Annotated in this window: 19 protein-coding genes; 6 read left to right on the forward strand and 13 right to left on the reverse strand. The window is 64.9% G+C overall.

The window, feature by feature from the left end; all coding sequences use genetic code 11:
* Positions 1–42 precede the first annotated feature (42 nt).
* Positions 43–444, forward strand: a complete 402-nt coding sequence (locus tag F0185_RS21175; protein WP_167227807.1) for a PRC-barrel domain-containing protein — start codon at positions 43–45, stop codon at positions 442–444.
* Positions 445–730: 286 nt separating this feature from the next.
* Here the strand turns inward: F0185_RS21175 and F0185_RS21180 are convergent, their stop codons facing one another.
* Complete coding sequence (locus F0185_RS21180; RefSeq protein ID WP_167227808.1) at positions 731–3,895, reverse strand: error-prone DNA polymerase; 3,165 nt, start codon at positions 3,893–3,895, stop codon at positions 731–733.
* 91 nt (positions 3,896–3,986) lie between these two features.
* Here F0185_RS21180 and F0185_RS21185 point away from each other — a divergent pair, with 91 nt between their 5' ends.
* The 3 genes from F0185_RS21185 to F0185_RS21195 all read left to right on the forward strand — a co-directional run bounded on the left by F0185_RS21185 (position 3,987) and on the right by F0185_RS21195 (position 7,952).
* Positions 3,987–4,799 (forward strand): PhzF family phenazine biosynthesis protein, encoded by an 813-nt coding sequence (locus F0185_RS21185; RefSeq protein WP_167227809.1) that lies wholly within the window; start codon positions 3,987–3,989, stop codon positions 4,797–4,799.
* 93 nt (positions 4,800–4,892) lie between these two features.
* Complete coding sequence (locus F0185_RS21190) at positions 4,893–7,277, forward strand: TonB-dependent receptor plug domain-containing protein (protein ID WP_167227811.1); 2,385 nt, start codon at positions 4,893–4,895, stop codon at positions 7,275–7,277.
* Positions 7,278–7,400: 123 nt separating this feature from the next.
* Entirely contained in the window at positions 7,401–7,952 is a 552-nt protein-coding gene (locus tag F0185_RS21195) for a hypothetical protein (RefSeq protein ID WP_167227812.1), read from the forward strand.
* 169 nt (positions 7,953–8,121) lie between these two features.
* Here F0185_RS21195 and F0185_RS21200 read toward each other — a convergent pair whose 3' ends face one another.
* The 6 genes from F0185_RS21200 to F0185_RS21225 all read right to left on the reverse strand — a co-directional run bounded on the left by F0185_RS21200 (position 8,122) and on the right by F0185_RS21225 (position 13,539).
* On the reverse strand, positions 8,122–9,462 hold the full coding sequence (locus tag F0185_RS21200) for an ATP-binding protein (protein WP_167227814.1): 1,341 nt from the start codon (positions 9,460–9,462) through the stop codon (positions 8,122–8,124).
* Entirely contained in the window at positions 9,459–10,121 is a 663-nt protein-coding gene (locus F0185_RS21205) for a response regulator (protein ID WP_167227912.1), read from the reverse strand. Before F0185_RS21205 ends, F0185_RS21200 begins: the two co-directional genes overlap by 4 nt.
* Before the next feature lie 41 nt (positions 10,122–10,162).
* On the reverse strand, positions 10,163–11,728 hold the full coding sequence (locus F0185_RS21210; protein ID WP_167227815.1) for a DegQ family serine endoprotease: 1,566 nt from the start codon (positions 11,726–11,728) through the stop codon (positions 10,163–10,165).
* Between the two features lie 291 nt (positions 11,729–12,019).
* Complete coding sequence (locus F0185_RS21215) at positions 12,020–12,475, reverse strand: Hsp20 family protein (RefSeq protein WP_166895085.1); 456 nt, start codon at positions 12,473–12,475, stop codon at positions 12,020–12,022.
* A gap of 13 nt (positions 12,476–12,488) precedes the next feature.
* Positions 12,489–12,920 (reverse strand): hypothetical protein, encoded by a 432-nt coding sequence (locus F0185_RS21220; RefSeq protein WP_167227817.1) that lies wholly within the window; start codon positions 12,918–12,920, stop codon positions 12,489–12,491.
* Positions 12,901–13,539 carry a hypothetical protein gene (locus F0185_RS21225; protein ID WP_223164550.1) on the reverse strand — a complete coding sequence of 213 codons (639 nt, stop codon included), beginning with the start codon at positions 13,537–13,539 and terminating at the stop codon, positions 12,901–12,903. The genes F0185_RS21220 and F0185_RS21225 overlap by 20 nt, the downstream gene beginning before the upstream one ends.
* A 411-nt stretch (positions 13,540–13,950) precedes the next feature.
* Here F0185_RS21225 and F0185_RS21230 point away from each other — a divergent pair, with 411 nt between their 5' ends.
* Entirely contained in the window at positions 13,951–15,873 is a 1,923-nt protein-coding gene (locus F0185_RS21230; protein ID WP_167227820.1) for a M61 family metallopeptidase, read from the forward strand.
* A gap of 105 nt (positions 15,874–15,978) precedes the next feature.
* The gene (locus F0185_RS21235; protein ID WP_166882241.1) at positions 15,979–16,329 is read left to right on the forward strand and encodes a hypothetical protein; all 351 of its coding nucleotides are present in this window, start codon (positions 15,979–15,981) and stop codon (positions 16,327–16,329) included.
* A gap of 91 nt (positions 16,330–16,420) precedes the next feature.
* On the opposite strand, the gene F0185_RS21240 is transcribed toward F0185_RS21235, so the two are convergent.
* The 6 genes from F0185_RS21240 to F0185_RS35205 all read right to left on the reverse strand — a co-directional run bounded on the left by F0185_RS21240 (position 16,421) and on the right by F0185_RS35205 (position 21,242).
* Complete coding sequence (locus tag F0185_RS21240; RefSeq protein WP_166895091.1) at positions 16,421–17,182, reverse strand: alpha/beta hydrolase family protein; 762 nt, start codon at positions 17,180–17,182, stop codon at positions 16,421–16,423.
* A gap of 90 nt (positions 17,183–17,272) precedes the next feature.
* The gene (locus F0185_RS21245) at positions 17,273–18,736 is read right to left on the reverse strand and encodes a Y-family DNA polymerase (protein ID WP_167227822.1); all 1,464 of its coding nucleotides are present in this window, start codon (positions 18,734–18,736) and stop codon (positions 17,273–17,275) included.
* Positions 18,666–19,373: a translesion DNA synthesis-associated protein ImuA gene (gene imuA / locus F0185_RS21250; RefSeq protein WP_167227824.1), complete on the reverse strand. Its 708-nt coding sequence runs from the start codon at positions 19,371–19,373 to the stop codon at positions 18,666–18,668. Before imuA ends, F0185_RS21245 begins: the two co-directional genes overlap by 71 nt.
* A gap of 120 nt (positions 19,374–19,493) precedes the next feature.
* Entirely contained in the window at positions 19,494–19,916 is a 423-nt protein-coding gene (locus F0185_RS21255) for a hypothetical protein (protein ID WP_167227826.1), read from the reverse strand.
* A 58-nt stretch (positions 19,917–19,974) separates the two neighbouring features.
* On the reverse strand, positions 19,975–21,117 hold the full coding sequence (locus F0185_RS21260; protein WP_167227828.1) for an extracellular catalytic domain type 1 short-chain-length polyhydroxyalkanoate depolymerase: 1,143 nt from the start codon (positions 21,115–21,117) through the stop codon (positions 19,975–19,977).
* A complete protein-coding gene (locus F0185_RS35205; RefSeq protein WP_267876018.1) occupies positions 21,111–21,242 on the reverse strand; it encodes a hypothetical protein in 132 nt (43 codons plus the stop codon). Before F0185_RS35205 ends, F0185_RS21260 begins: the two co-directional genes overlap by 7 nt.
* Positions 21,243–21,317: the final 75 nt, after the last annotated feature.

The raw sequence follows: 21,317 nt of genomic DNA on the forward strand, positions 1-21,317 counted from the left end.
TGCTCAAGCCTCAGGATTGAACTTTTACCACAGGAGGTCAAAATGTCCTACGAAGAACGCGATGCTTACGGCATGTATGTCGACAAGGGCTCGAAAGGCCCGGGTCCGGAACTGATGGGCGCCGATACGCTGATCGGCGACCATGTGCATAACCTGAAAAACGAGCACCTTGGTGAAATCAAGGAAATCATGCTGGACATGCGTACTGGCAAGATTGCGTATGCAGTCATGTCGAGCGGCGGCGTGCTGACGATTGGTGAGAAATTGTTTGCGGTGCCTTGGGCTGCCTTGACGCTCGACACCGCCAACAAGCGTTTCACGCTCGATATCGAGAAAGAGCGCATCGACAATGCGCCAGGTTTCGACACCGATCACTGGCCGGACATGGCCAACCAGCAATGGTCGAGCCAGATTCACAGCTATTACGGCACCAACACGCAGTAAGTTGCGCGGAAAAGGGGATGCTGGCTCTCGGCAGACGCTGCCCCTTTCGCTACCCTCGAGACCGTCATTCCCGCAAAGGCGGGAATCCAATTCTGTCGAGTCGTCTGTAACGGTGCGACATTGGATTCCCGCCTGCGCGGGAAGTCATTTCTGCCAATGGTAGGAATGACGGTTTTGAGGTTAACGGTCCTGCGTGTTCCCAGGCTTTAGTGGGACGTCGGAGCGTCGGGCTCTGCCTCCCCGTTAAGAAATGTTTCAAGTTAAAGCTCTGACCCCGGTTGCAGGACTAGCAAAAATCACGGCTGTTGGTGTCGAGCCGGCCCATCAGGTGGCTCATGTCGACCAGCCGCTTGGCCACCAGGTGCCGCACTTCCCCCTCCCGCTGCCACACCCCGTACACCCCCAGCAAACTCGCTCCCAGCACTTCGCGCCGCTGTTGTTCCACCAGGCTCGGCCAGACAATCACGTTCACATTGCCCGTCTCGTCTTCGATGGTGACGAACAGGACGCCCTTGGCCGTCGCCGGACGTTGCCGCACCGTGACGATGCCGCAGGCGCGCGCCAGTTGTCCCTGCTTGAACCCGTTCAGTTGCGACGCCGGTAAAAAACGCTGCGCGAGCAGGCGCGCGCGCAGCAGCGCCAGCGGGTGCCGTCCCAGGGTCAAGCCTTGCGCGCGGTAGTCGCCGACAATGTCTTCGCCTTCGCTCGGAGCGTCCAGCAGGGGGTCCTCTTCCTGCGGCGTGGTGGGGCGCAACAAGTCCTTGTCGGGCACCGCGCCCAGCGCTTGCCACAAGGCCTGGCGCCGGTTGCCGGACAAGCCGGCCAGCGCATTGGCGCCGGCCAGCACCTGCAGGTCATGCCGGTCCAGCGCGGCCCGGCGCGCGAGGTCGGCCACGCTCCCGAAGGCCTTGACGGCGCGCGCCTCTTCGATCCGCGCCGCCGCCTCGGGCCGCATGCCGCGCTGCAGCGACAAACCCAGCCGCACCGCGGGCTGGCTGCCCTCCCCCACCTCCAGGCTGCAATCCCAGCCGCTGATGGCCACGTCCACCGCGCGCACCTCGATGCCGTGGCGGCGCGCGTCCTGCACCAGTTGCGAGGGGCTGTAGAATCCCATCGGCTGGCTGTTGAGCAAGGCGCACAGGAAGGCGGCCGGTTCGTGGCACTTGAGCCAGGAACTGGCGTAGGCCAGCAGCGCGAAACTGGCGGCGTGCGATTCGGGAAAGCCGTATTCGCCGAATCCCTTGATCTGGTTAAAGATCGATTCGGCAAATTCCAGGGTGTAGCCCTTCCCCAGCATGCCCTCGACGATCTTGCCGTAGTATTTTTCCAGCCCGCCCTTGCGTTTCCAGGCGGCCATGGCGCGTCGCAGCTGGTCGGCCTCGCCCGCAGTAAAGCCGGCCGCGATCATGGCCACCTGCATCACCTGTTCCTGAAAGATCGGCACGCCCAGGGTGCGCGCCAGCGCTTCCTTCAATTCCTCCTTGGGGTAGTCGGGCTTTTCCAGCCCCTGGCGCCGGCGCAGGTAGGGATGGACCATGCCGCCCTGGATCGGCCCCGGCCGCACCACCGCCACTTCGATCACCAGATCGTAAAAGGTGCGCGGCAGCATGCGCGGGAGCATGCTCATCTGCGCGCGCGATTCGATCTGGAATACGCCCACCGTGTCGGCCGCGCAAATCATGTCGTAGGTCGCGCGGTCCTCGGGCGGGATGTCTTGCAGGGAAAACACCGTGCCGCGCAGCTCGCCCACCAGCTCGAGCGCGCGCCGCAGCGCCGTGAGCATGCCGAGCGCCAGCACATCGACTTTCAGCAAACCCAGTTCTTCCAGGTCGTCCTTGTCCCACTGGATCACGCTGCGGTCCGCCATGGCGGCGTTTTCGATCGGCACCAGGCGCGAAAGCTTGCCGGCGGCGATGACAAAACCGCCCGGGTGCTGCGACAGGTGGCGCGGAAAGCCAAGCAGGCGCTGGGCCAGGGTGGCCCATTGCTGGGCCAGCGGGGAATCCGGGTCGAGCCCGCATTCGGCCAGGCGCTGGACCAGGTCGTCCTTGCTGTCGAACCAATGGTGCGTCTTGGCGACTTTTTCGACGATGGCCAGGTCGACCCCGAGCGCTTTGCCGCTGTCGCGCAGGGCGCTCTTGGGGCGGTAGCTGATCACCACGGCGGCCAGGGCGGCGCGCGCACGCCCGTATTTGTTGTAGATGTACTGGATCACTTCTTCGCGCCGCTGGTGTTCGAAGTCGACGTCGATGTCGGGCGGCTCGTCGCGCTCCCTGGAAATGAAGCGTCCGAACAGCAGATTGCCGCGCGCGGGGTCGACTTCGGTAATCCCCAGGCAGTAGCACACGGCCGAATTGGCGGCCGAGCCGCGCCCCTGGCACAGGATGCCGATCGAGCGCGCATGGCGCACGATGTCGTACACGGTCAAAAAATAGGGTTCGTAGCGCAGTTCGCCGATCAGCCCGAGCTCGGTTTCGAGCTGTTCCTGCACCTTGGCCGGTATGCCGAGCGGAAAGCGGTGGTGCGCGCCGATGTAGGTTTCGGCGCGCAGGTAGCCCGCTGCCGTTTGTCCGGGCGGCACCAGTTCATCCGGGTATTCGTAGCGCAGCTGGTCGAGCGAAAACGTGCACAGGCGCGCGATGCGCAGCGTTTCGGCCAGCGCCTCGGGGCTGTACAGGTTGGCCAGGCGCAGGCGCGCGCGCAGGTGCTGTTCGGCGTTTTGCGCCAGTTCGTAACCGCACTCGGCCACGGGCGTGTTGAGGCGGATCGCGCACAGGGTGTCGTGCAACGGCTTGCGCGAGCGCACGTGCATGCAGACGTGGCCCAGCGCCACCACGGCCAGGCCGTGTTGCCAGGCCACTTCGTCGACCGTGGCGCGGTGCGCTTCGTCAAAGGCGCGGTGCAGCAGGTTCAGGCCCAGCCAGGCGCGCCCGGGAAAGGTGGCGGCGATCCAGGCGGCCTGGGTGTGCAGGCGGTCCAGGTCGTCCAGCTCGTGGCCGGGATAGGCGGGCAGCAGGATCGCCAGGCAGTCGGGCATGCCGGCCAGGTGGGCGTAGGCGGCGACGGGCGCGGCCAGGTCGGTGGGTGTGAGCAGATAGGTCCCCTTGGCGCTGCGCGTGCGCGCCAGGGTGATCAGCTCGGCCAGGTTACCGTAGCCATTGCGGTTCTGGGCCAGCAGGATCAGCGACAGGGCCGCGCCGCCATCCTCATGGCACAGGTGGAAATGGGCGCCAATGATCAGGGGCAGCGCCGCCTTCTTGGCTTCGGCATGGGCCCGCACCACCCCCGCCAGCGAACATTCGTCGGTAATCGCCAGCGCCGAGTACCCGAGCTGGACGGCGCGGGCCACCAGTTCTTCTGCGTGGGAAGCGCCGTGAAGGAAGGAAAAGTTGGTCAAACAATACAACTCGGCGTAATCGGGCAGGCTGGGGGCGGCGACGGCGGTACTCATGGAAAAAATATTACAATCAAATGTATGGAGGAAACTACTGTATGGAAACACAGTATACCTCCCTCCATTTTCTTACCAATTGGGAATAACTATGCAGACTCATCTGGTGCGCTGTTTTGGTGCATTGCCCGGTCACGGCAACATGGCGCTGGTGATCGAAGGCGGGCCGGCCACGCCCGCCGCACGCCAGGCGTTCGCGCGCGCGCAGCCGCATCCGGCCTGCGTGTTTCTCGACGCCGGCCCGGACCAGGGTGTCATCGCCGACTATTACTATCCGCATGCCAGGAGTCCCCTGTGCCTGCACGCCACCCTGGGCGCGGCGCAGGTGCTGTTCGGGCGCGCCGGGCAGGCGCTGCAGCCGCCGTCGGATATTGTGCTGAGCACGGCGATGCATGCGCAAGCCCTGCTGCTGAGGCGCGAGGGAGAGGACTATTTTGTCGCGCTGCAAGCCCAGCCTGTCCCAGCCGTCGCGGTCGCGATCGATACCGCGCTGGCCGCCTGGCTGCTGGGCCAGCCCGGTTTGACGCTGGCCAGCGCGCCGGTGCTGGCCTCGGTCGGCAGTCCCAAGCTGCTGATCGAGGTGCCTGAGCGCGCCACCCTGCACGCCCTGCGCCCGCCGCTGGAGCGCATCGTGGCGTGGGGCCGCGAACACGGCGTCAACGGCTGCTACGTGCTGTGGCGCAGCGGCGCGCACACGTACGAAGGGCGCAACTTCAACCATCTCGATCCAGCCATGGAAGACCGCGCCACCGGCGTGGCGGCGGGCGCGCTGGCGGCCCATCTGGGCTGCACCATCACGGTGCATCAGGGTGCTGCACTGGGGGCACCCTGCCTGATCCGCACCCGCTTCAAAGGAAATCTGATCCTGGTGGGCGGACGGGCCGAGGCCGTCAACGGGTATTGACAACGTTGTCATTGCGCCACACCGCGCTGGACGTAGGGCATGGAAATTACATTAGAATCAATCTCCTTCTAATAAAAACCCGGAGACCGTCGCGTGTTCACCACCACCCCTTTACGTAGGTCCATCTTGCTCGCTTTGTACGGCAGTGCCGCTCTCGCCGTGTACGCCCCCGCCAGCTTCGCCCAGTCGGCCCAGCCAGCCGCCAAGGAAGAAGTCATCCCCAGCGTCAGCGTGGTTGGTTCACGCCGCGTCTCGGCCAATTCCGCCACCGATACGGCGGTCCCGGTCGACCTGATTCCCATGACCCGCCTGGCCGAACAGGGCGGCCAGTTCGACCTGGCCCAGACCTTGACCTACATCTCGCCCTCGTTCAATTCCACACGCCAGAGCGGGGCCGACGGCGCCGACCTGGTCGACTCGGCCGCCCTGCGCGGCCTGGGCTCGGATCAAACCCTGGTGTTGATGAACGGCAAGCGCCGTCACAGCACTTCGCTGGTGAACATTTTCGGCGCGCGCAACCGCGGCAACACCGGCACCGACATGAATGCGATTCCGCTCTTGGCGGTGAAGAACATCCAGGTGCTGCGCGATGGCGCCGCCGCCCAGTACGGCTCGGATGCGATCGCCGGCGTGATCAATATCGACCTGAAAAAATCGCTCGGCTGCGAGAGCGTGCTCGGCGCGGGCCAGTATTCGGCCGGCGACGGCGAGAACTACCTGGCCTCGGCCTATTGCGGCGTGGCAGTGGCCGGCGGCGCGGTCGGCATCACCGCTGAATATCTGGACCGTGGCCGCTCGAACCGGGCCGACGCGGGCAGCCTGCGCACCATCGGCGACAGCAAGGTGAACAACCAGACCTTGTACCTGAATGGCGAGATCCCGATGGTCGACGGCAAGCTGTATTTCACGGCCGGCACCCAGAAGCGCGATGCTTCCTCGGCCGCGTTCGGCCGCGGTCCGGACCAGATTCCGGTACGCAATGCGCAAGCCATGTATCCGAACGGTTTTGCGCCGTACATCAATGCCGACATCGACGACCATTACGGCACGGTCGGCTATCGCGCCAAGCTGGGCGAGTGGAATGCGGACTTTTCGCAGACCTATGGCTACAACAAGATGCTTTACAACATCAGCAATACGCTCAATGCCTCGATCGCCAACGCCGACCTGCTCAAGGGCGGCAAGGGCGTGTCGGCCTCGCAATTCGACGCCGGCGGTTTTGCCGCCATGCAGCTGACCACGAATGCCGACGCCAGCCGTTTCTTTCCGAACATCTTAAGCGGCTTGAACCTGGCCTTCGGCGCCGAGTTCCGCAAGGAAAACTACGAAATCTTCGCCGGCGAAGCCGGTTCGTACAACGATGTCGATGGTCCCGGCTTCGGCGGCGACCCGGGCAGCCAGGGTTTCCCGGGCTTTCGCCCGGGCGACGCGACCGACAACAGCCGCCATAGCGTGGCGGCCTACATCGATGTCGAGACCGACGTCACCGAGCGCCTGAAAGTGCTGTCGGCCGTGCGTTACGAGAAGTTCAGCGACTTCGGCAACAGCGTGACCGGCAAGCTGGCCGCAGCCTACAAGATCAGCGATGCGATCCTGCTGCGCGGTTCGGCCAGCACGGGTTTCCGCGCGCCGTCGCTGCAGCAAGCGTTCTTTTCGTCGACCTTCACCGAGTTCGTCAACGGCAATCCGGTCGATTCGGTGTTCGCGCCGAACGGCGGCAACGTGGCCAATGCGATCGGGATTCCGAAGTTGAAGGAAGAAGAGTCGGTCAGCTTCACCCTGGGCGGCACCTGGACGCCGACCCCGACCACCTCGATCACGGCCGACCTGTACCGCATCGCGATCGACGACCGTATCGTGTTTTCGGGCCGTTTCGACGCCAATAACTACGCGCCGATCGTGCCGCTGCTGAGCACCCTGGGCGTGGGCGCGGCCCAGTTCTTCGTCAATTCCATCGATACCAAGACGCAGGGCCTGGACTTGACGGTGTCGAACCGCAGCGAGCTGGCCGGCGGCAAGCTCAACACCTTCCTGGCCATGAACATCAGCAAGACCGAAGTGACCGGGGTAAATGCGCCGGCCGCGTTCAAGGGCTATGAAGACGTGCTGCTGTCCCAGCGCGAGCGCCTGTTCCTGGAACAGGGTGGACCGCGGCGCAAGGCGACTTTGGGCTTCGAATACGCGCTGGGCAAGATCGGCACCGACTTCAAGGTGATCCACTTCGGCAAGCAAACCCTGGGTACCTGGTCCGGCGCGCCAACCCCGAACCAGGTGTACAAGCCAAAAACCTCGGCCGACCTGAGTTTTACGTATAATTTCAGCGACAAGACCAAGCTGACCGTGGGCGGCGCGAATATTTTCAATGTCAAGCCGACCGAGCAGGATCCGGACCAGACCGACAACGGCTTCAAGTATGAGTCGGTGCAGTTCGGCATGAACGGCGCATCGTATTTCGCCCGCCTGTGGCATAAGTTTTAAGCGCGGCGCGCGCTAGCTGGTAGGGGGCAGGCCGGGTCGCGTAGACCTGGCCTGCCCTTTTGCATTATTGTGTCGGCTGGCCCGGTAACGGGCAGCCCTGTGACTGTTGAAAAAGGATGAAGAATGAAACCAATTTACGCGCTGACAATGGCCGCACTGCTGGCCGGCGCGCCGTTGACGCAGGCAGCGCCGGCCGCCGCGCCCGCCGCCACGGTGGCGGCGTCCACCACGGTGGCCACGCCCGATGCCGCCCGGGTCCAGGCGGTGCAAGCCATGCTCGAAGCCATGCAGTCGGAAAAAATGATGCGCTCGGTGGCCGGTGCCAGCCGCTATGTGAATGACCAACAGCGCGACAGCGTGTTCGCCAAGCTCGACAAAGTGCCGCCGCAGGAAATCTACAAGCGCCTGGCGCTACCGGTGGCGCGCGTGATCGGGGTCGAGGCGGCCAATGAGCTGACCACGTTTTATGCGTCCGATTATGGCAAGCGCTTGTTGCAGCAGACTTATAACAGCCGGGCCAGCATGTTCCCGCCGGAACCGCCGGTGCCGAACGCGGCCGAGAAGAAGATGCTCAAGAAACCCGCGCTGGTGCAGGCACGTAAGGAACTGGCCGCCGCCGATGCCACGATCCGGCATGAGGCGTTTGCGCTGTTGCAGGCGATTATTAAGAAGTAGGCCGTTCTAGGCGCGGTAACACCGGGGTCAGACCCTATCGACTCCTATCGACTCCGGTCACACCGGGGTCAGACCCCCAACTGAAAAACCGGGGTCTGACCCCTACGACTTCTATCGACTTCGGTAACACCGGGGTCAGACCCCCAACTGAAAAACCGGGGTCTGACCCCTAGGCGTCGGCTTTGCTTGCAGCAGGGAAGTCGATGCGCACGCTTAAACCACCCAGCTTGGCCGATTCGCCCAGACTTAACTTGGCTCCGTGCCGCTCGGCGATCGCTTTGATGATCGCCAGCCCCAGTCCGCTGCCGCTGGCCTCGCTGCCGGCGATGCGGTAGAAACGGTTGAATACCCGCTCCCTTTCTTCCGCCGGTATGCCCGGCCCGCTATCTTCCACCACCAGCGCCGTACCCTTGCCTTCCCCGGTCACGCTCAGATCCACTGTGCCGCCGGCCGGGGTATATTTCAAGGCGTTGTCGATCAGGTTGCGCAGCATGATCATCAGGGCGTCCGGCTGGCCCGCCACCTGCACCGGATCGGCACGCGTGAGGCCCAGGTCGATGCCGCGCGCCTGCGCCGCGCCCGCCAGGTCGGCCAGCGCCCGCTTGGCCAGGTCGGCCAACTCGACCGGCTGGGTTTTTACTCCGCCCGCCGCGCTCGCTTCCTGGCGCGCCAGCACCAGCAATTGCTCCACCAGCCTGGTGGCGCGCTCGATGCCGGCCGTCAACCGGCCCACCGCCACCCCGCGCGCTTCCGGGCTGTCCGCCCGCTCCAGGCTCAGCACCTGCAGTTTCAGCGCTTGCAGCGGCGTGCGCAGTTCATGCGCGGCGTCGGCCACGAAATGCTGCTGGGCGTCGAAGGCGGTCTTCACCCTGCCGAACAAGAGATTCAATTCCTGCACCAGCGGCAATACTTCGTCCGGCAAGTCCGCTTCCGACACGGGCGAGAGGTCGTCGGCCTGGCGCGCCGCCACCTGGGTGCGCACGCGCGAGACCGGTTGCAGCGAACCGCTCACGACCCACCACACGACCAGCATCAGGATCGGCATCATCACCGCAATCGGACCGACCGTGCGCAAGGCCAGGTTGCCGGCCATATTGCGCCGCACCGCCATGTCCTGGGCGATCTGCAGGGTCTGGGTGCTGCTTTGCACCGAGAACACGCGGTAGGTGGTGTTGTTAGCCTTGATGTTGGAAAAGCCGAGCACCGCGTGCTGCGGCAGGGTGGTGCGCGAGACGGTGCGGAACACGCGCACCCCGTCCGGGGTCCAGACCTGCACCATCAACTCGTTGTTTTCGGCGTCCGCTTCCACGTTCGCGGCCGTTTCGGTATTCGACAGCGGCGCGCTGGAACGCAGCGACAGCGCCATTTGTTGCATGTGGTAATCGAAAATCTGGTCGGCGTCAGACAGCGCCGTGCGATAGGCGATCGACGCTTGCGCCACGGCGGCGATACTGATGGCCGCGAGCAAAAACCACAACAGACGGCCGCGCAGCGAGTGCGCCAGGTTCATAGTTTGGGCACCATGTAGCCGACCCCGCGCACGTTCTGGATCAGATCGCTGCCGAGTTTCTTGCGCAAGCCGTGGATATACACTTCCACCGCGTTGCTGCTCACTTCATCGCGCCAGCTGTAGAGCTTTTCTTCCAGCTGGGCGCGCGAGAGCACCACGCCGGGACGGGCGATCAAGGCTTCGAGCACGGCCCATTCGCGCGCCGACAGGGTGACCGGCACGCCGTCGACCTGCACTTCGCGGGTGGCCGGATTGATGCTGATGGCCTTGTATTCGAAGATCGGTTCGCCGCGCCCGGCGGCGCGCCGCAGCAAGGCGCGGATGCGCGCCAGCAGTTCGTCAAGGTCGTAGGGTTTGAGGACATAATCGTCGGCCCCGGCGTCGAGCCCGGCGATGCGCTGCTCGACCGCGTCGCGCGCGGTCGCCACCAGTACCGGGGTGCGGTCCTTGCGCGTGCGCATGGCGCGCAGCACTTCCAGGCCATCCTTGCGCGGCAAGCCCAGGTCGAGCAGGACCAGGTCGTAGCTTTGCGACTGGCGCAGGGCAGTATCGGCCATTTCGCCATCCTTGACCCAATCGACCGCGTAGTGCTCGGCCCTGAGCAGGTCGAGCACCACTTCGCCGATCATCGTATCGTCTTCCACCAGCAGCAAGCGCATCACATCCTACTTTCTCGTACCCTGCGGGCGGAAGGGCAGGATTACCCGATCCGCACCGGAATGAAGATTCTGTCATTACCGCGCTGAATCAGCAAGGCCACCGACTTGCTGGCCTTGCCCACCACATCGCGCACCTGCTCGACCGAATTGACAGGGCGGCCATTGACGGACAGTAAAACGTCACCCGGCTGGACCCCGGCCGTGGACGCCGCCCCGGCCGCATCTTCGATCACCAGGCCCGAGACGATTCCCGACTGGCGCTTTTCGTTGGGGTCGAGCGGACGCAGGGCCAGGCCCAGTTTCGCACCCTCGTCGGCGCCGGCGGCCGGTTCGCGCTCGTCCTGCGCCACCTTGTCGCTGGCGTTGGCCAGGCGCGCATCGATGCGCACGATCTTGCCGTCGCGCCAGACGTCGAGACTGACCTTGTCGCCCGGCTGGGCCACGCTGAGCATGGCCGGCAAGTCGCCCGAGGCCACGATCGGCTGGCCGTTCAGCTTGCGGATGACGTCGCCGGACTTGAGGCCCGCCTTGTCGGCCGCGCCGCCTTTTTCCACGTTCGACACCAGCGCGCCCTCGGGCGAGTCGAGCTTGAAGGAATCGGCGAAACCCTGGTTCACTTCCTGGATCGACACGCCCAGCTTGGCATGCTGCACCTTGCCGGTGGTCACAATCTGCTCCTTGATGCGGTAAGCCACATCGATCGGAATGGCGAACGACAAGCCCATGTAGCCGCCGGTCTGGCTGTAGATCTGCGAATTGATGCCGATCACTTCGCCCTTGGTATTGAACAGCGGGCCGCCCGAGTTGCCGGGATTGACCGCCACGTCGGTCTGGATGAACGGCACCTGGCTGTCGTCCTGCAGCGTGCGCCCCTTGGCGCTGACCACGCCGGCCGTGACCGTGCTTTCCAGTCCGAACGGCGAGCCGATCGCCAGCACCCATTCACCGACCTTGAGATCGTTAGATTTGCCGATTGGCACCACCGGCAGGTTCTTGGCGTCAATCTTGAGCACCGCCACATCGGTCTTGGGGTCGGAGCCGAGCACCTTGGCGCGGAACTCGCGCCGGTCGTTGAGCTTGACCGTGACTTCCTTGGCGTCGCGCACCACGTGCGCATTGGTCAGGATGACACCGTCCGGGCTGATAATGAACCCGGAACCGGCGCCAAAAACGGGCGTGTCGCGTTGTTGTCCACGGGGCATCTGCGGCCCCTGGAAGCGACGGAAAAATTCGAAAAACGGGTCGTCCTCGTCGAACTGCGGAGGCATGCCGCGGCCGCGCTGCGGGCCCATGGCCGTCTTGGTGCTGCCCATGACGCGGATATTGACCACGGCCGGGCCGTTGCGCGAGACGATCTGGGTAAAGTCGGGCAGCACCACGCCGGCCGCCAGCGGCGCGGGGGCGCCTGGATTGACGGGGGTGGCCGCCGGTGCGGACGATGGCGCGGCGGACGGTGTCTGCGCGGCGAGCGCAACAGGAGCGGAGGCGACTGCGTTGTTATGGTTGACCGCGATCGCACCAACCGCTCCGCCAATGGCGCCCGCGGCGGCAAGGGCTAGCGTGAGACGCTTAGCGGTGATGACAGTGATGGCACCTTCGTTATGCATGGACGTACTCCTGGTTTGAAAGGATATGTTCGGTAATGAACGCTTGTTATTGTTTGCTGTGTTGCTGTGCTTCTTGTTTGCTTCTTTGGTTTTGCAGCATCGTGACCACTTGACGCCTGGCCGATGGTGGAATGATGCGGCATCAGACTTAGGGTTGTCTTAATGGCCTTGCCGGCGCTAACGACAAGCCGGCCAGCACGTGGAACGGGGCGCCCCTTGCTGCGGGCGCCCCGGTGTTTAGCTCAGCTCGCTATCTCGGCTTGCTGCGGATCGCGTGCCGGCTGGTGCTGGTCAGGCAGCCTGGCGCTGCTCGAGCGCCTGCACGTTCTCGCCACCGTCGATGACGATGCGGCGCGGTTTGAGCGCCTCGGGCACTTCACGCACCAGTTCGATGGTCAGCATGCCGTTGTCGAACGAGGCCGTGGTGACCTTGACGTGGTTCGCCAGCTGGAAGCGCTGCTCGAAATCGCGTGCCGCGATGCCGCGGTGCAGGTAGGTGCGCTGGGTGTCCTCTTTCTGCTTGCGACCGGTGATGTGCAGGCTGTCGCGTTCGGTGATGATCTCGACTTCCGACCGGTCGAAGCCAGCCAGCGCCATCACGATGCGGTACTTGTCTTCGCTGACCAGTTCGATGTTATACGGTGGATAGCTGGGCTGCGCTTCAGTGCGCTGCGATTCCAGCAGATTGGCCAGGCGGTCGAAGCCGATAGCGGAACGATAGAGAGGAGCAAGGTCGAATGTACGCATGATAAGTATCCTTTTAGAAGTTAAGCGATAAGTTGACGGACCTCCGTGGAGCATCCGTTGAATCCAATCTAAAGGCGACACCAAGGGTTTTCAAGGCCTTGAAAAAGTCGATTTTTTGCCCAATGCACCGAAAAATATTTTGAAAAAATTGGCTGGAGCAAAGACAATTCAGCGACAGATCGATGCCGTGAAGCGGCGCAGGCGCGGTCGGCGAGCGGCGGGCGCAAGCTGCACTTGGCGAACGGCGGGAGGTGATCGACAAGTTGCGGGCGACAAGCGACAGGCGCAAGCTGCAATCGGCGAACGGCGAACGGCGAACGGCGGAAGGTGATCGACAAGTGCGGACGGCGCCCACACTTATCGCTGCGGCAAGCGCAAGCAACTGGCCGATGCGCTCGTCGCCGCCAGCCAGCGCGCCGGCAACATCATTCGAAGGCGCAATCATCACCCAGCTTATCGGTCTCGCGGCGGCAAGCTCCGCGCCGCCGCTCCTCGTGCTGCCGCGCCGTCTGCGCGTTGACGTGTTCCACAAGCACCATCGCGCTGCGCAAGGCATCGGACATGCAACGCGCGGCGGCGGCCATGCTGTCGGCGGGTGTCGTTGGCTGCGGCTGCGGCTGCGGCTGGCGGGCGGCGCGCTCGATGCGGCTGCGCAAGACCGACGCGCGCACCCAGCCTGCGTCCCCCGGGCGTCGAATCACCAGTTCGCGCCACGCGTTGCGCCCCTCGCCCGCGATGGCAAGCGTCATGCCACGCGGCGACACGCTGCGCCCTTGATACATGATGGCGTCGCCGACGACGCTGGCATACTCGGTGCGCCCGTCCACGGTCATGCGGATATGGGTCCCGTCCGGCAACAGCAGGCATTTCCACTGATAACCGTTCGCTTCACCGCCTGCAGCGCGCAAGGTGTCGGCGGCCAGCCAGGCATCGATGGCCATGCCCAGGGCGTCATCGATCGACAACTGGTCGCCGCGTGCATGCAAGTGGGCAACCAAACGCGCCAGTGTTGTACCTATTACCGGCGAGCCTCCTGCGGCAAAGTGTCTCGTTTGGGTGTCCATTTTTGTCTCGTTTTGTCTCATTCTGTCTCATTTGGACAGCGGTCCCGCGTCTTCGTTCAAACGAGACAAAATGAGACAAAATAAGACAAAACGAGACAGCGAAACAAGACACTTTGCCGCAGTAGGCTGGCCAGCAACACACACAACTCTCCCCGGTGTGCGTCATGACTTGCTGTTCACAGCTTGTCTGCGCAGCGGGGCTCTTGCAACGGATACACAATGCCGGCTTTCCAGCGCCCCGGGAAAGCCTCGGGCCCTTCACCGCTTTCGCGGCCGGGGCCGCAGGCGCCGGAACACGATTCCTTTCCAGGCAGACGCGCCAGGCCCGGGGTACGCAAGGCTTTTCGGTAGAATCGTGTTCCCCTGCGAATACCCGCAGACCTTGCTGATCTTTACCGTATTGACAATCCCATGCCCCTTCCGCTTCGCCGTCGCCCTCTTCCGTCCGCCTGCTCGTCCCTCTGCTCCCTGGCCCTGCTCGCCACGCTGGCCCTGCCCGCCCGCGCCGACGTACCCGCGCCGCGCGACCTGCCCTACCCCGGCACCATCGTGCTCAAGGTTGACGCCACCAACGTAGGACAGCAGATTTTCCGCGTCCGCGCCACCATCCCGGCCGCGCCAGGCCCGCTGACCCTGCTCTATCCGCAGTGGGTGCCTGGCAACCACGGCCCCAGCGGACCGCTGAACCAGCTGGCCGGCCTGCGCCTGTCGGCCGGCGGCAAGGCGCTGGCGTGGACGCGCGATCCGGTCCACGTGCATGCCTTCCACGTCACTGTGCCCGAGGGCGCCACCGCGGTCGAGGCCGAATACCAGTTCCTCTCCCCAGTCGAGCCCGCCCAGGGCCGCATCACGATGACCAGCGAAATTGTCGGCGTGCAATGGCAAGCGATGACCCTGTATCCGGCCGGCTACTTCAGCCGCCGCATCCCGGTCCAGGCCTCGCTCACCCTGCCCGATGGCTGGCAGTACGGCACCGCGCTGGAAACGGCCGCGCGCCAGGGCAACGACATCCGCTTCAAGCCGCTCGACCTGGAAACGCTGATCGATTCGCCCGTGTTCGCGGGCCGCCACTTCCGCCGCATCGACCTCGATCCCGGCGCCAAGGTGCCGGTGCACCTGAACATGGTGGCCGACAATCCGGAGAGCCTGGAAGCGAAGCCGGAACAGATCGCCCTGCACCGCGCGCTGGTGCAGCAGGCCGGCAAGCTGTTCGCCTCGCATCATTACAAGCATTACGATTTCCTGTTTTCGCTGTCGGACGAATTCGGCGGCATCGGGCGCGAACATCACCAGTCGAGCGAGAACGGCGTCAAGCCCGGTTACTTCACCGACTGGGCCAAGACCGAACTCGGGCGCGACCTGCTACCGCACGAATACACGCACTCGTGGAACGGCAAGTTCCGCCGCCCGGCCGACCAGGATGTGCCGAACTTCAACGTGCCGTTGCAGAACAGCCTGCTGTGGGTGTACGAAGGCCAGACCCAGTACTGGGGCAATGTGCTGGCGGCGCGTTCGGGACTGGTGTCGGCCGGCGGCATCCGCGACGCCATCGCCGCCTATGCCGCGCGCTACGACCACGTGCAGGGCCGCTCCTGGCGTGCCTTGCAGGACACGGTCAACGATCCGATCGTGCAAGCCCGCCGCGCGCTGGGCTGGAGCAACTGGCAGCGCAGCGAAGATTATTATGTCGAAGGCATGCTGATCTGGCTGGACGTCGATACCCGCATCCGCGAACTGTCCGGCGAGAAGCGTTCGCTCGATGATTTTGCGCGCACCTTTTATGGCGTCGACAATGGCAGCATCGGCCCGGTCTACTACCAGTTCGACGACGTGGTGCGCACCCTGGCATCGGTGCAGGCGTTCGACTGGGCGCCTTTCCTGCGTGCCAAGCTGGACGGCAATGCTCCCGGCGCACCGCTCGACGGCCTGGCGCGCGCCGGCTGGAAGCTGGTCTACACGGACACGCCGACCGAGGTGATCAAAAGCCAGGAAGAGCGCAACAAGATGAGCGACTTCAGTTATTCGCTTGGTTTTTCCGTCAAGAACGATGGCGCGATCGAGGCGATCGAATGGGATGGCATTGGCTTTCGCGCCGGCTTGTCTGGCAACAGCAGCATCGTGGCCGTCAACAACCGCGCCTACAAACCCGAGGTGCTGAAAGCGGCCGTGAAGGCGGCGCGCGACGGCAAGGCGCCGATCGAACTGCTGGTGCGCAAAGGCGGCAATTTCCGCACGGTGGCGCTCGATTACCATGGCGGCTTGCGCTATCCGCGCCTGGAACGCATTCCCGGCAGCAAGGACCGGCTCGACGCGATCCTGCAGCCGCGCCGCTGAGCAAGGCCCGTCGCCGGCGCCTGAGGCCAACGCCGGATGCCGGCGGCGCGTGACGATCCGCGGCGGCGCACTACCGGTTCACGCCGATGGTGCTATGCTGCGTTTATGACTACCGATACCGACATCCAACTGAGCGGCCCGTTCAAGGCCAGCGACAGCAGCAGCCGTTCCCACGACGTCAAGGCGATCCGCATTTTCGACGAGGGTTACGGGATTATTGACGTGTACGTGGACTTCGCCGCACCGATCGAGGGTGGGCTGTACAAGGACAAAGTCCTCGTCGGCAACATCATCGATCGCCTGCGCGCGCTGGGCTACGTAGGGCCGAATTTTTCGCACAGCGACCCTGGCCTGCAAGACCGCAAGCTGATCGTGCTCGAAGCGCCCGAGGAATTCAGCGCCTTCGCCAAGCTCAAGGGCTGGAAGAACCTGGCCGAAGAATTCGACGACGAATAAACCGCGTCCTTCCTTTCATGCAGCAACGTTTTACTGCCGCTTTTTAACAGCGGCAGCCTGCCTTCTCGTATCGCCTCCTCGTACCGCCTCCTCAAGCGCTCACATAGCGCGCGCTCCACGCCGCAATCATGCCGGCCACCCACACCGCATCTTCCCTGCGCGTGAGCAAATGATCCGCATCATCGAGCGACACAAAACTCTTCGGATGCTTGGCCGCCTGGAAAATATGCAGCGCATTATCGATCCCCACGGTGCGGTCGTGCGGCGAGTGCATGACCATCAAGGGACGCTTGAGCGCGGCCGTGCTGACGTTCAGGTTCTGCTCGGCGGCATCGAGCAAAAACTGGCGCTTGATGGTGAACGGCCGCCCGGCCAGTTGCACCAGCGCCTCGCCCTCGGCTTCGATCACGCCGAGCTGCTCGCCGAACAGGTTGTTGACATGCGATGGATCGCTCGGCGCGCCCACGGTCACGACCGCGCGCACCTCGTCAATGCCGGCGGCGGCGGCCAGCACGGCGGCCCCGCCCAGGCTGTGTCCGATCAGGATCTCGGGCGCCTTCAGCGAGGTGCGCATGAAGGCGGCGGCGGCCACCAGGTCCTGCACATTCGATGAAAAATTGGTGTTCGCAAAATCGCCTTCGCTCGCGCCCAGCCCCGTAAAATCGAAGCGCAGCACGGCGATGCCATGCTCGGTCAGGGCCTGGGCGATGCGGCTGGCGGCGAACACGTCTTTGCCACAGGTAAAACAATGGGCAAACAGCGCATACGCGCGCGCCGGCCCGTCGGGGGCATCGAGACGGGCCGCCAGCTTGTGGCCATCGGCGCCGGGAAACTCTTGTTTTTCGCTGTGCATCCCTGCTCCTGGTGAATAATGAATCCGAACATCTTAACCTGGGATGGACGCCGTTGCCGGACGCCACTACCGGGAGCCGCTGCCGATTCCCTAACCAAACAAGCCGTGCAAAAACCAGCGCGGCGCGCTATCGCCATCGGCCCCGGCGATGCGTTCGCGATAGACCCAGTAATGGGCATGGTCCTGTCCCTGTGCGATGAAGTAATCGCGGGTTTGCGACTGGCTCCACCAGCCGGCCTCGATCCGCTCGGGGGTGGACGCCATGCGCAGCGGCGAGCCGTAAAACGGCCGGTGATCGCGCATCAGCAGCGCCACCGGCTTGGCCAGCAGCCAGGCCGGGCGCGGCAAGCTGAGCACGTCCGGCGGCAACTGCATCTGCGCCTGCTGCACCGGCACCCAGCGGTTGGCCAGCTCGGGCCGGTAATCGGCGCGCGGGGCCGCCTGCAGCACATTGTCGGGACCGAGGCGCGCCACCAGCAGTTCGAGCATGCGCCACTGGTCTTGCTCGTTGCCGCCGGGCTCGGGAAACAGCGACTCGCTCGGCATGGCCATGGCCTGCACCTCGGGCGCTTCGAGCACCAGGCCGATCACGTGCGCCTCCAGCGTCAGGCTGCCTAGGCGCTCGCGCAGCAGGCGCACCAGATGCTCGTCGCGCCAGGTGGGCTCGGCCAGGATGATGTCGAGCACGGTGGGCGCGCGCGCCACCCGCCCGCGCTCGTGTTCGAGCAGCAGCACGATGCGCCCCACCGCCAGCTGGTGCGCACACAGCCAGCCCGTCATTTGCAGCAGCAGGCTGTGGGCGCCGGCCAGCAGGGCGTCGGCCTGTTCGACCCGGTCGAACAATTCCAGCCGGGCCTGGAAAGTGGTGGGCGCGGCGATCCAGTCGAACAGCTCGGCCGTCATGCCGTAGGCCGCGTCGAGCACGGCCAGCAAGGCGCCGCCGCAGCGGCGCTGCAAGCCCGGACGCGGCAGCCGCCGCAACTGGCCCAGCGACACGCAGCCAATGCCGTCGAGCCAGGTGGCAAACGGACGCGCCGGCAGCGGCAAGGCGGCCGGCAGGCGGTCGAGGCGGCGCTTGAGCGACGCCATGCCGAGCGCGTGCCCGGCCCCGCCGCGCGCCAGCAGCCAAGCGCCACGCGCGGTCGGCGCGCAGCTCAGCTGAGCCACGAAGCCGAGCGCGCGCAGGCTGGCGCGAATGCGCCGGCACAGTGCGCGCACCCCGCCGAACAGGCGCAGGCTGGCGCCCACGTCCATCAGCAAGGTCGCTTCTTCGGCCAGGGTGACCTGCGGCGTGTACTGCAACAGCGCCATGGCCACCGCCTGCAGGGCGGCGGCCTCGCGCGCCGGCGCGCGCTCGTGCAGGCGCGCGGCGGGCAGCAGCATCAGCACGCCGCCGCGGCGCATGCCCGCGCGCACCCCGCCCGCCAGCGCCAGCGCCGACGCGGCCAGCACGCGCTCGCTCTCGAGTACGACGCTGGCGGCCTCAGCCGACCAGTGCGGGCTGAACACGTCGAGCGCTAGCCGGGGCAAGTAGAGGCCGATCCAGAGTCGCATGGCGTTGAAGTAAACAAGGAGTCAGGGGAAGAAACAGGGGCGCGTCGCGCTGCGGCCCCCGGCGTTTGACGAAACCGATATCGAGCCCGCCGAGGGCCGGACGCAAGCTCAGGCGCAGCGGCGCGGGCGAGGCATCCTGGGCCGCCGCGAGCGGGCGCAGCAGGAAGAACAGGGCTTCGCCGCCCTGGGCCGCCAGATGCAGGCGGCGCAGGGACTCGGGCCGTGCATGGCTGGCCCAGAACAGCAGCGCGCCACAACTACCGCTGCGCAACACCTGTTCGGCCGCCCACAAGGCATCGGCATTGCGCGCGCTGCGCACCCAGATCAGCTGGGAGGGAGACAAGCCGAGCGCGGCCAACGCCAGCGCCTGCGGTGGATGGGGCGGCTGCAGCAGCACGATGCGGCGTTCGGCCACCTTGGCCAGGGCCGGGCGCAGCAGGCGCAATTCGCCGATGCCGCTTTGTTGCAGCAGCAACTCAACCAGGCAACCGCTGGGCCAGCCGCCGCCGGGCAACTGGGGCGAGAGCGTGGGATGGCCGCTGTCGACGCAGCGCGTACCCGCGTGGGCCAGCTGGGAAGCGCGCCACAAGGCGGGATGCAAAGTCTCGGGCGCGGCAAGGAAATCGGGGGAGTTCATGGTGGGGCCAACAAAGTACTGTATGTTTATACAGTACTCGCTGGCTGCCAATTTGGCAAGGCCTATCGTGCGCCGACCACCGGGGTCAGACCTCTGATTAGAAATTTTTCCAGTCAAGCATCATCTCTGCAGCAGCCACACCCGCAGGGCGCCGGGCAAGGCCATCAGGGCCATGCCTAATACAACAAAAGTACTTAAGCCAATGACAAATCCTGACTGATCAGGCACGATTTCCTTATTAGAAAAATTGTACAAGCCGTAATCGATTGCCATAAACAGGATGAACAACAGCAAGAAGCCCAAAGACAGCCACAACCAGTCGGTCCAGCTATCGATACCCAGCTCGACGGCGCCTTTTCCAATCCAGTAATACAGCGCTATCGGCACCGTCAGGGCGCAACAGAATACCGACGTCCCCACTATATGCTCGGGCTCGGGCAGGAACGTCAAAATCAAGGCAACAATCAGCCCGCAGAGCGTCACCAACCCGACGCCAGTGGCGAAAACATTTTTCTTGTCTAGATTTGCATACCAGTGGCGCATGGTCGGATTCCGGGAAGGGATGAACAAGCGCGCATCATTGCCCAGAAAGAAACGAACGTCAACGCCGGTGCTTGCTGAAAAAGTCGACCAGCATCTTGCTGGCATCCGGTCCCGCCGCCGAATTGAATGACAGGCGCGCGTCGCCCCCGCTCCAGGCATGTTGCAGCTGGGCGATCTGGGCCACCCGCAGGATCAGCTTGCGGCCCCGGTACACGTCATGCAGCTGGTACGGCAAGCCACTGCGTCCCCCGGCCTTCTGCGCCACTCGCACCGGCGTGGCCGGCGGCAAGTCATTGACCAGCATCGCCTGGCGCCGCAAGTGCGCCTGGTTGACCGGACGCACCACGCGATCGTCCTCGCCCTGGATCAGGATGGTCGGCATCGATGGAAACCCCGGATGCCGTTCGAGCACTTCGGCAATCGCGCTGTCGACCCGCGCACCGTTGCCATGTTGCATAACCCCAAGCGCCCCGACCGTGCTGTGCCCCGCTCCGTACAAGGGTCCCGAATGCAGCCCCAGCCCGGCGAACAGTTCAGGATGGTTAAGCGCGACGATATTGGCCATGCCCGCCCCGGCCGACATACCGCCGATAAACACCCGCGAGCGGTCGAGGCCGTAGGCGGCCAGCACCTGGCTGATCATGCCCACAATCACCGGCACATCGCCGCCGCCCTGCTGGGTGGCGCGGTCGTACCACTTCCAGCAACGATGTGGATGGGCGCTCAGCGATTGCTGCGGATACAGCACGGCATAGCCGGCCTTCTGCGCCGTCTGGTTCATGCGCGTGCCCTGGGCGAACTGGGTGGCGCTTTGCTCGCAACCGTGCAGCATGACGATCAGCGGCCAGCCCGAGGACGGCGCCGCGCCATCGGGCAGATACAGCCAGTAACTCATCTGTCGCAACATTGGCCCGGCCTGGCCGGCGTAGCGCGCGGTGAGCCATTTGCCAGGCGCCGGCGCATCCTTGGCCAAGCTGGCCGGTGCGGCGCGCGCTGCCGGCTTGGGTTTGGGTGCGGAAGCGGTTCGGGGTTTCGGCGCCGGCTTGGGCGTGGCCGTGGCCGCCGGTTTGGGCTTGGCGCGTACCTTGGGCGCCGGCTTGGGCGGCGCAAACAAGGCCGTGAGCAGGCGTGCCGCCGAACGTTGCTGCTTTTTGCCCACGCGCATCAAGCTGCGCAGCAAGGGGGCGCTCGACTTTACCATCGCAAGCGCACCATCACGCGCCGGTGCAGGCGGGCCCACAGGAACGCGCCGAACGAAGGCGTGGGAGGCGTGGGAAGCGGCTGGCCGAGCGGGCCGGCGGGGGTGCAGCGTGCGTTGAGATCCATGGCGAAAGTCTCCTTTCAACCAGCATAGCGTGCGCGCGCGGCGCCGCTCCGTGCGTTGCGCCGCTTAGCCGGCCC

The sequence above is a fragment of the Massilia rubra genome, assembly GCF_011682065.1.
Taxonomy (GTDB): Bacteria; Pseudomonadota; Gammaproteobacteria; order Burkholderiales; family Burkholderiaceae_D; genus Telluria_A; species Telluria_A rubra.

Bases quoted from the DNA above. Each gene is read 5' to 3' on its own strand.
- F0185_RS21240 (WP_166895091.1), bottom strand. From the start codon at position 17,182: ATGCACAGCGAAAAACAAGAGTTTCCCGGCGCCGATGGCCACAAGCTG.
- F0185_RS21260 (WP_167227828.1), bottom strand. From the start codon at position 21,117: ATGGTAAAGTCGAGCGCCCCCTTGCTGCGCAGCTTGATGCGCGTGGGC.
- F0185_RS21245 (WP_167227822.1), bottom strand. From the start codon at position 18,736: ATGCGACTCTGGATCGGCCTCTACTTGCCCCGGCTAGCGCTCGACGTG.
- F0185_RS21215 (WP_166895085.1), bottom strand. From the start codon at position 12,475: ATGCGTACATTCGACCTTGCTCCTCTCTATCGTTCCGCTATCGGCTTC.
- F0185_RS21210 (WP_167227815.1), bottom strand. From the start codon at position 11,728: ATGCATAACGAAGGTGCCATCACTGTCATCACCGCTAAGCGTCTCACG.
- F0185_RS35205 (WP_267876018.1), bottom strand. From the start codon at position 21,242: ATGGATCTCAACGCACGCTGCACCCCCGCCGGCCCGCTCGGCCAGCCG.
- F0185_RS21180 (WP_167227808.1), bottom strand. From the start codon at position 3,895: ATGAGTACCGCCGTCGCCGCCCCCAGCCTGCCCGATTACGCCGAGTTG.
- F0185_RS21220 (WP_167227817.1), bottom strand. From the start codon at position 12,920: ATGATTGCGCCTTCGAATGATGTTGCCGGCGCGCTGGCTGGCGGCGAC.
- F0185_RS21195 (WP_167227812.1), top strand. From the start codon at position 7,401: ATGAAACCAATTTACGCGCTGACAATGGCCGCACTGCTGGCCGGCGCG.
- F0185_RS21230 (WP_167227820.1), top strand. From the start codon at position 13,951: ATGCCCCTTCCGCTTCGCCGTCGCCCTCTTCCGTCCGCCTGCTCGTCC.
- F0185_RS21175 (WP_167227807.1), top strand. From the start codon at position 43: ATGTCCTACGAAGAACGCGATGCTTACGGCATGTATGTCGACAAGGGC.
- imuA (WP_167227824.1), bottom strand. From the start codon at position 19,373: ATGAACTCCCCCGATTTCCTTGCCGCGCCCGAGACTTTGCATCCCGCC.
- F0185_RS21185 (WP_167227809.1), top strand. From the start codon at position 3,987: ATGCAGACTCATCTGGTGCGCTGTTTTGGTGCATTGCCCGGTCACGGC.
- F0185_RS21200 (WP_167227814.1), bottom strand. From the start codon at position 9,462: ATGAACCTGGCGCACTCGCTGCGCGGCCGTCTGTTGTGGTTTTTGCTC.
- F0185_RS21235 (WP_166882241.1), top strand. From the start codon at position 15,979: ATGACTACCGATACCGACATCCAACTGAGCGGCCCGTTCAAGGCCAGC.
- F0185_RS21225 (WP_223164550.1), bottom strand. From the start codon at position 13,539: ATGGACACCCAAACGAGACACTTTGCCGCAGGAGGCTCGCCGGTAATA.
- F0185_RS21255 (WP_167227826.1), bottom strand. From the start codon at position 19,916: ATGCGCCACTGGTATGCAAATCTAGACAAGAAAAATGTTTTCGCCACT.
- F0185_RS21205 (WP_167227912.1), bottom strand. From the start codon at position 10,121: ATGCGCTTGCTGCTGGTGGAAGACGATACGATGATCGGCGAAGTGGTG.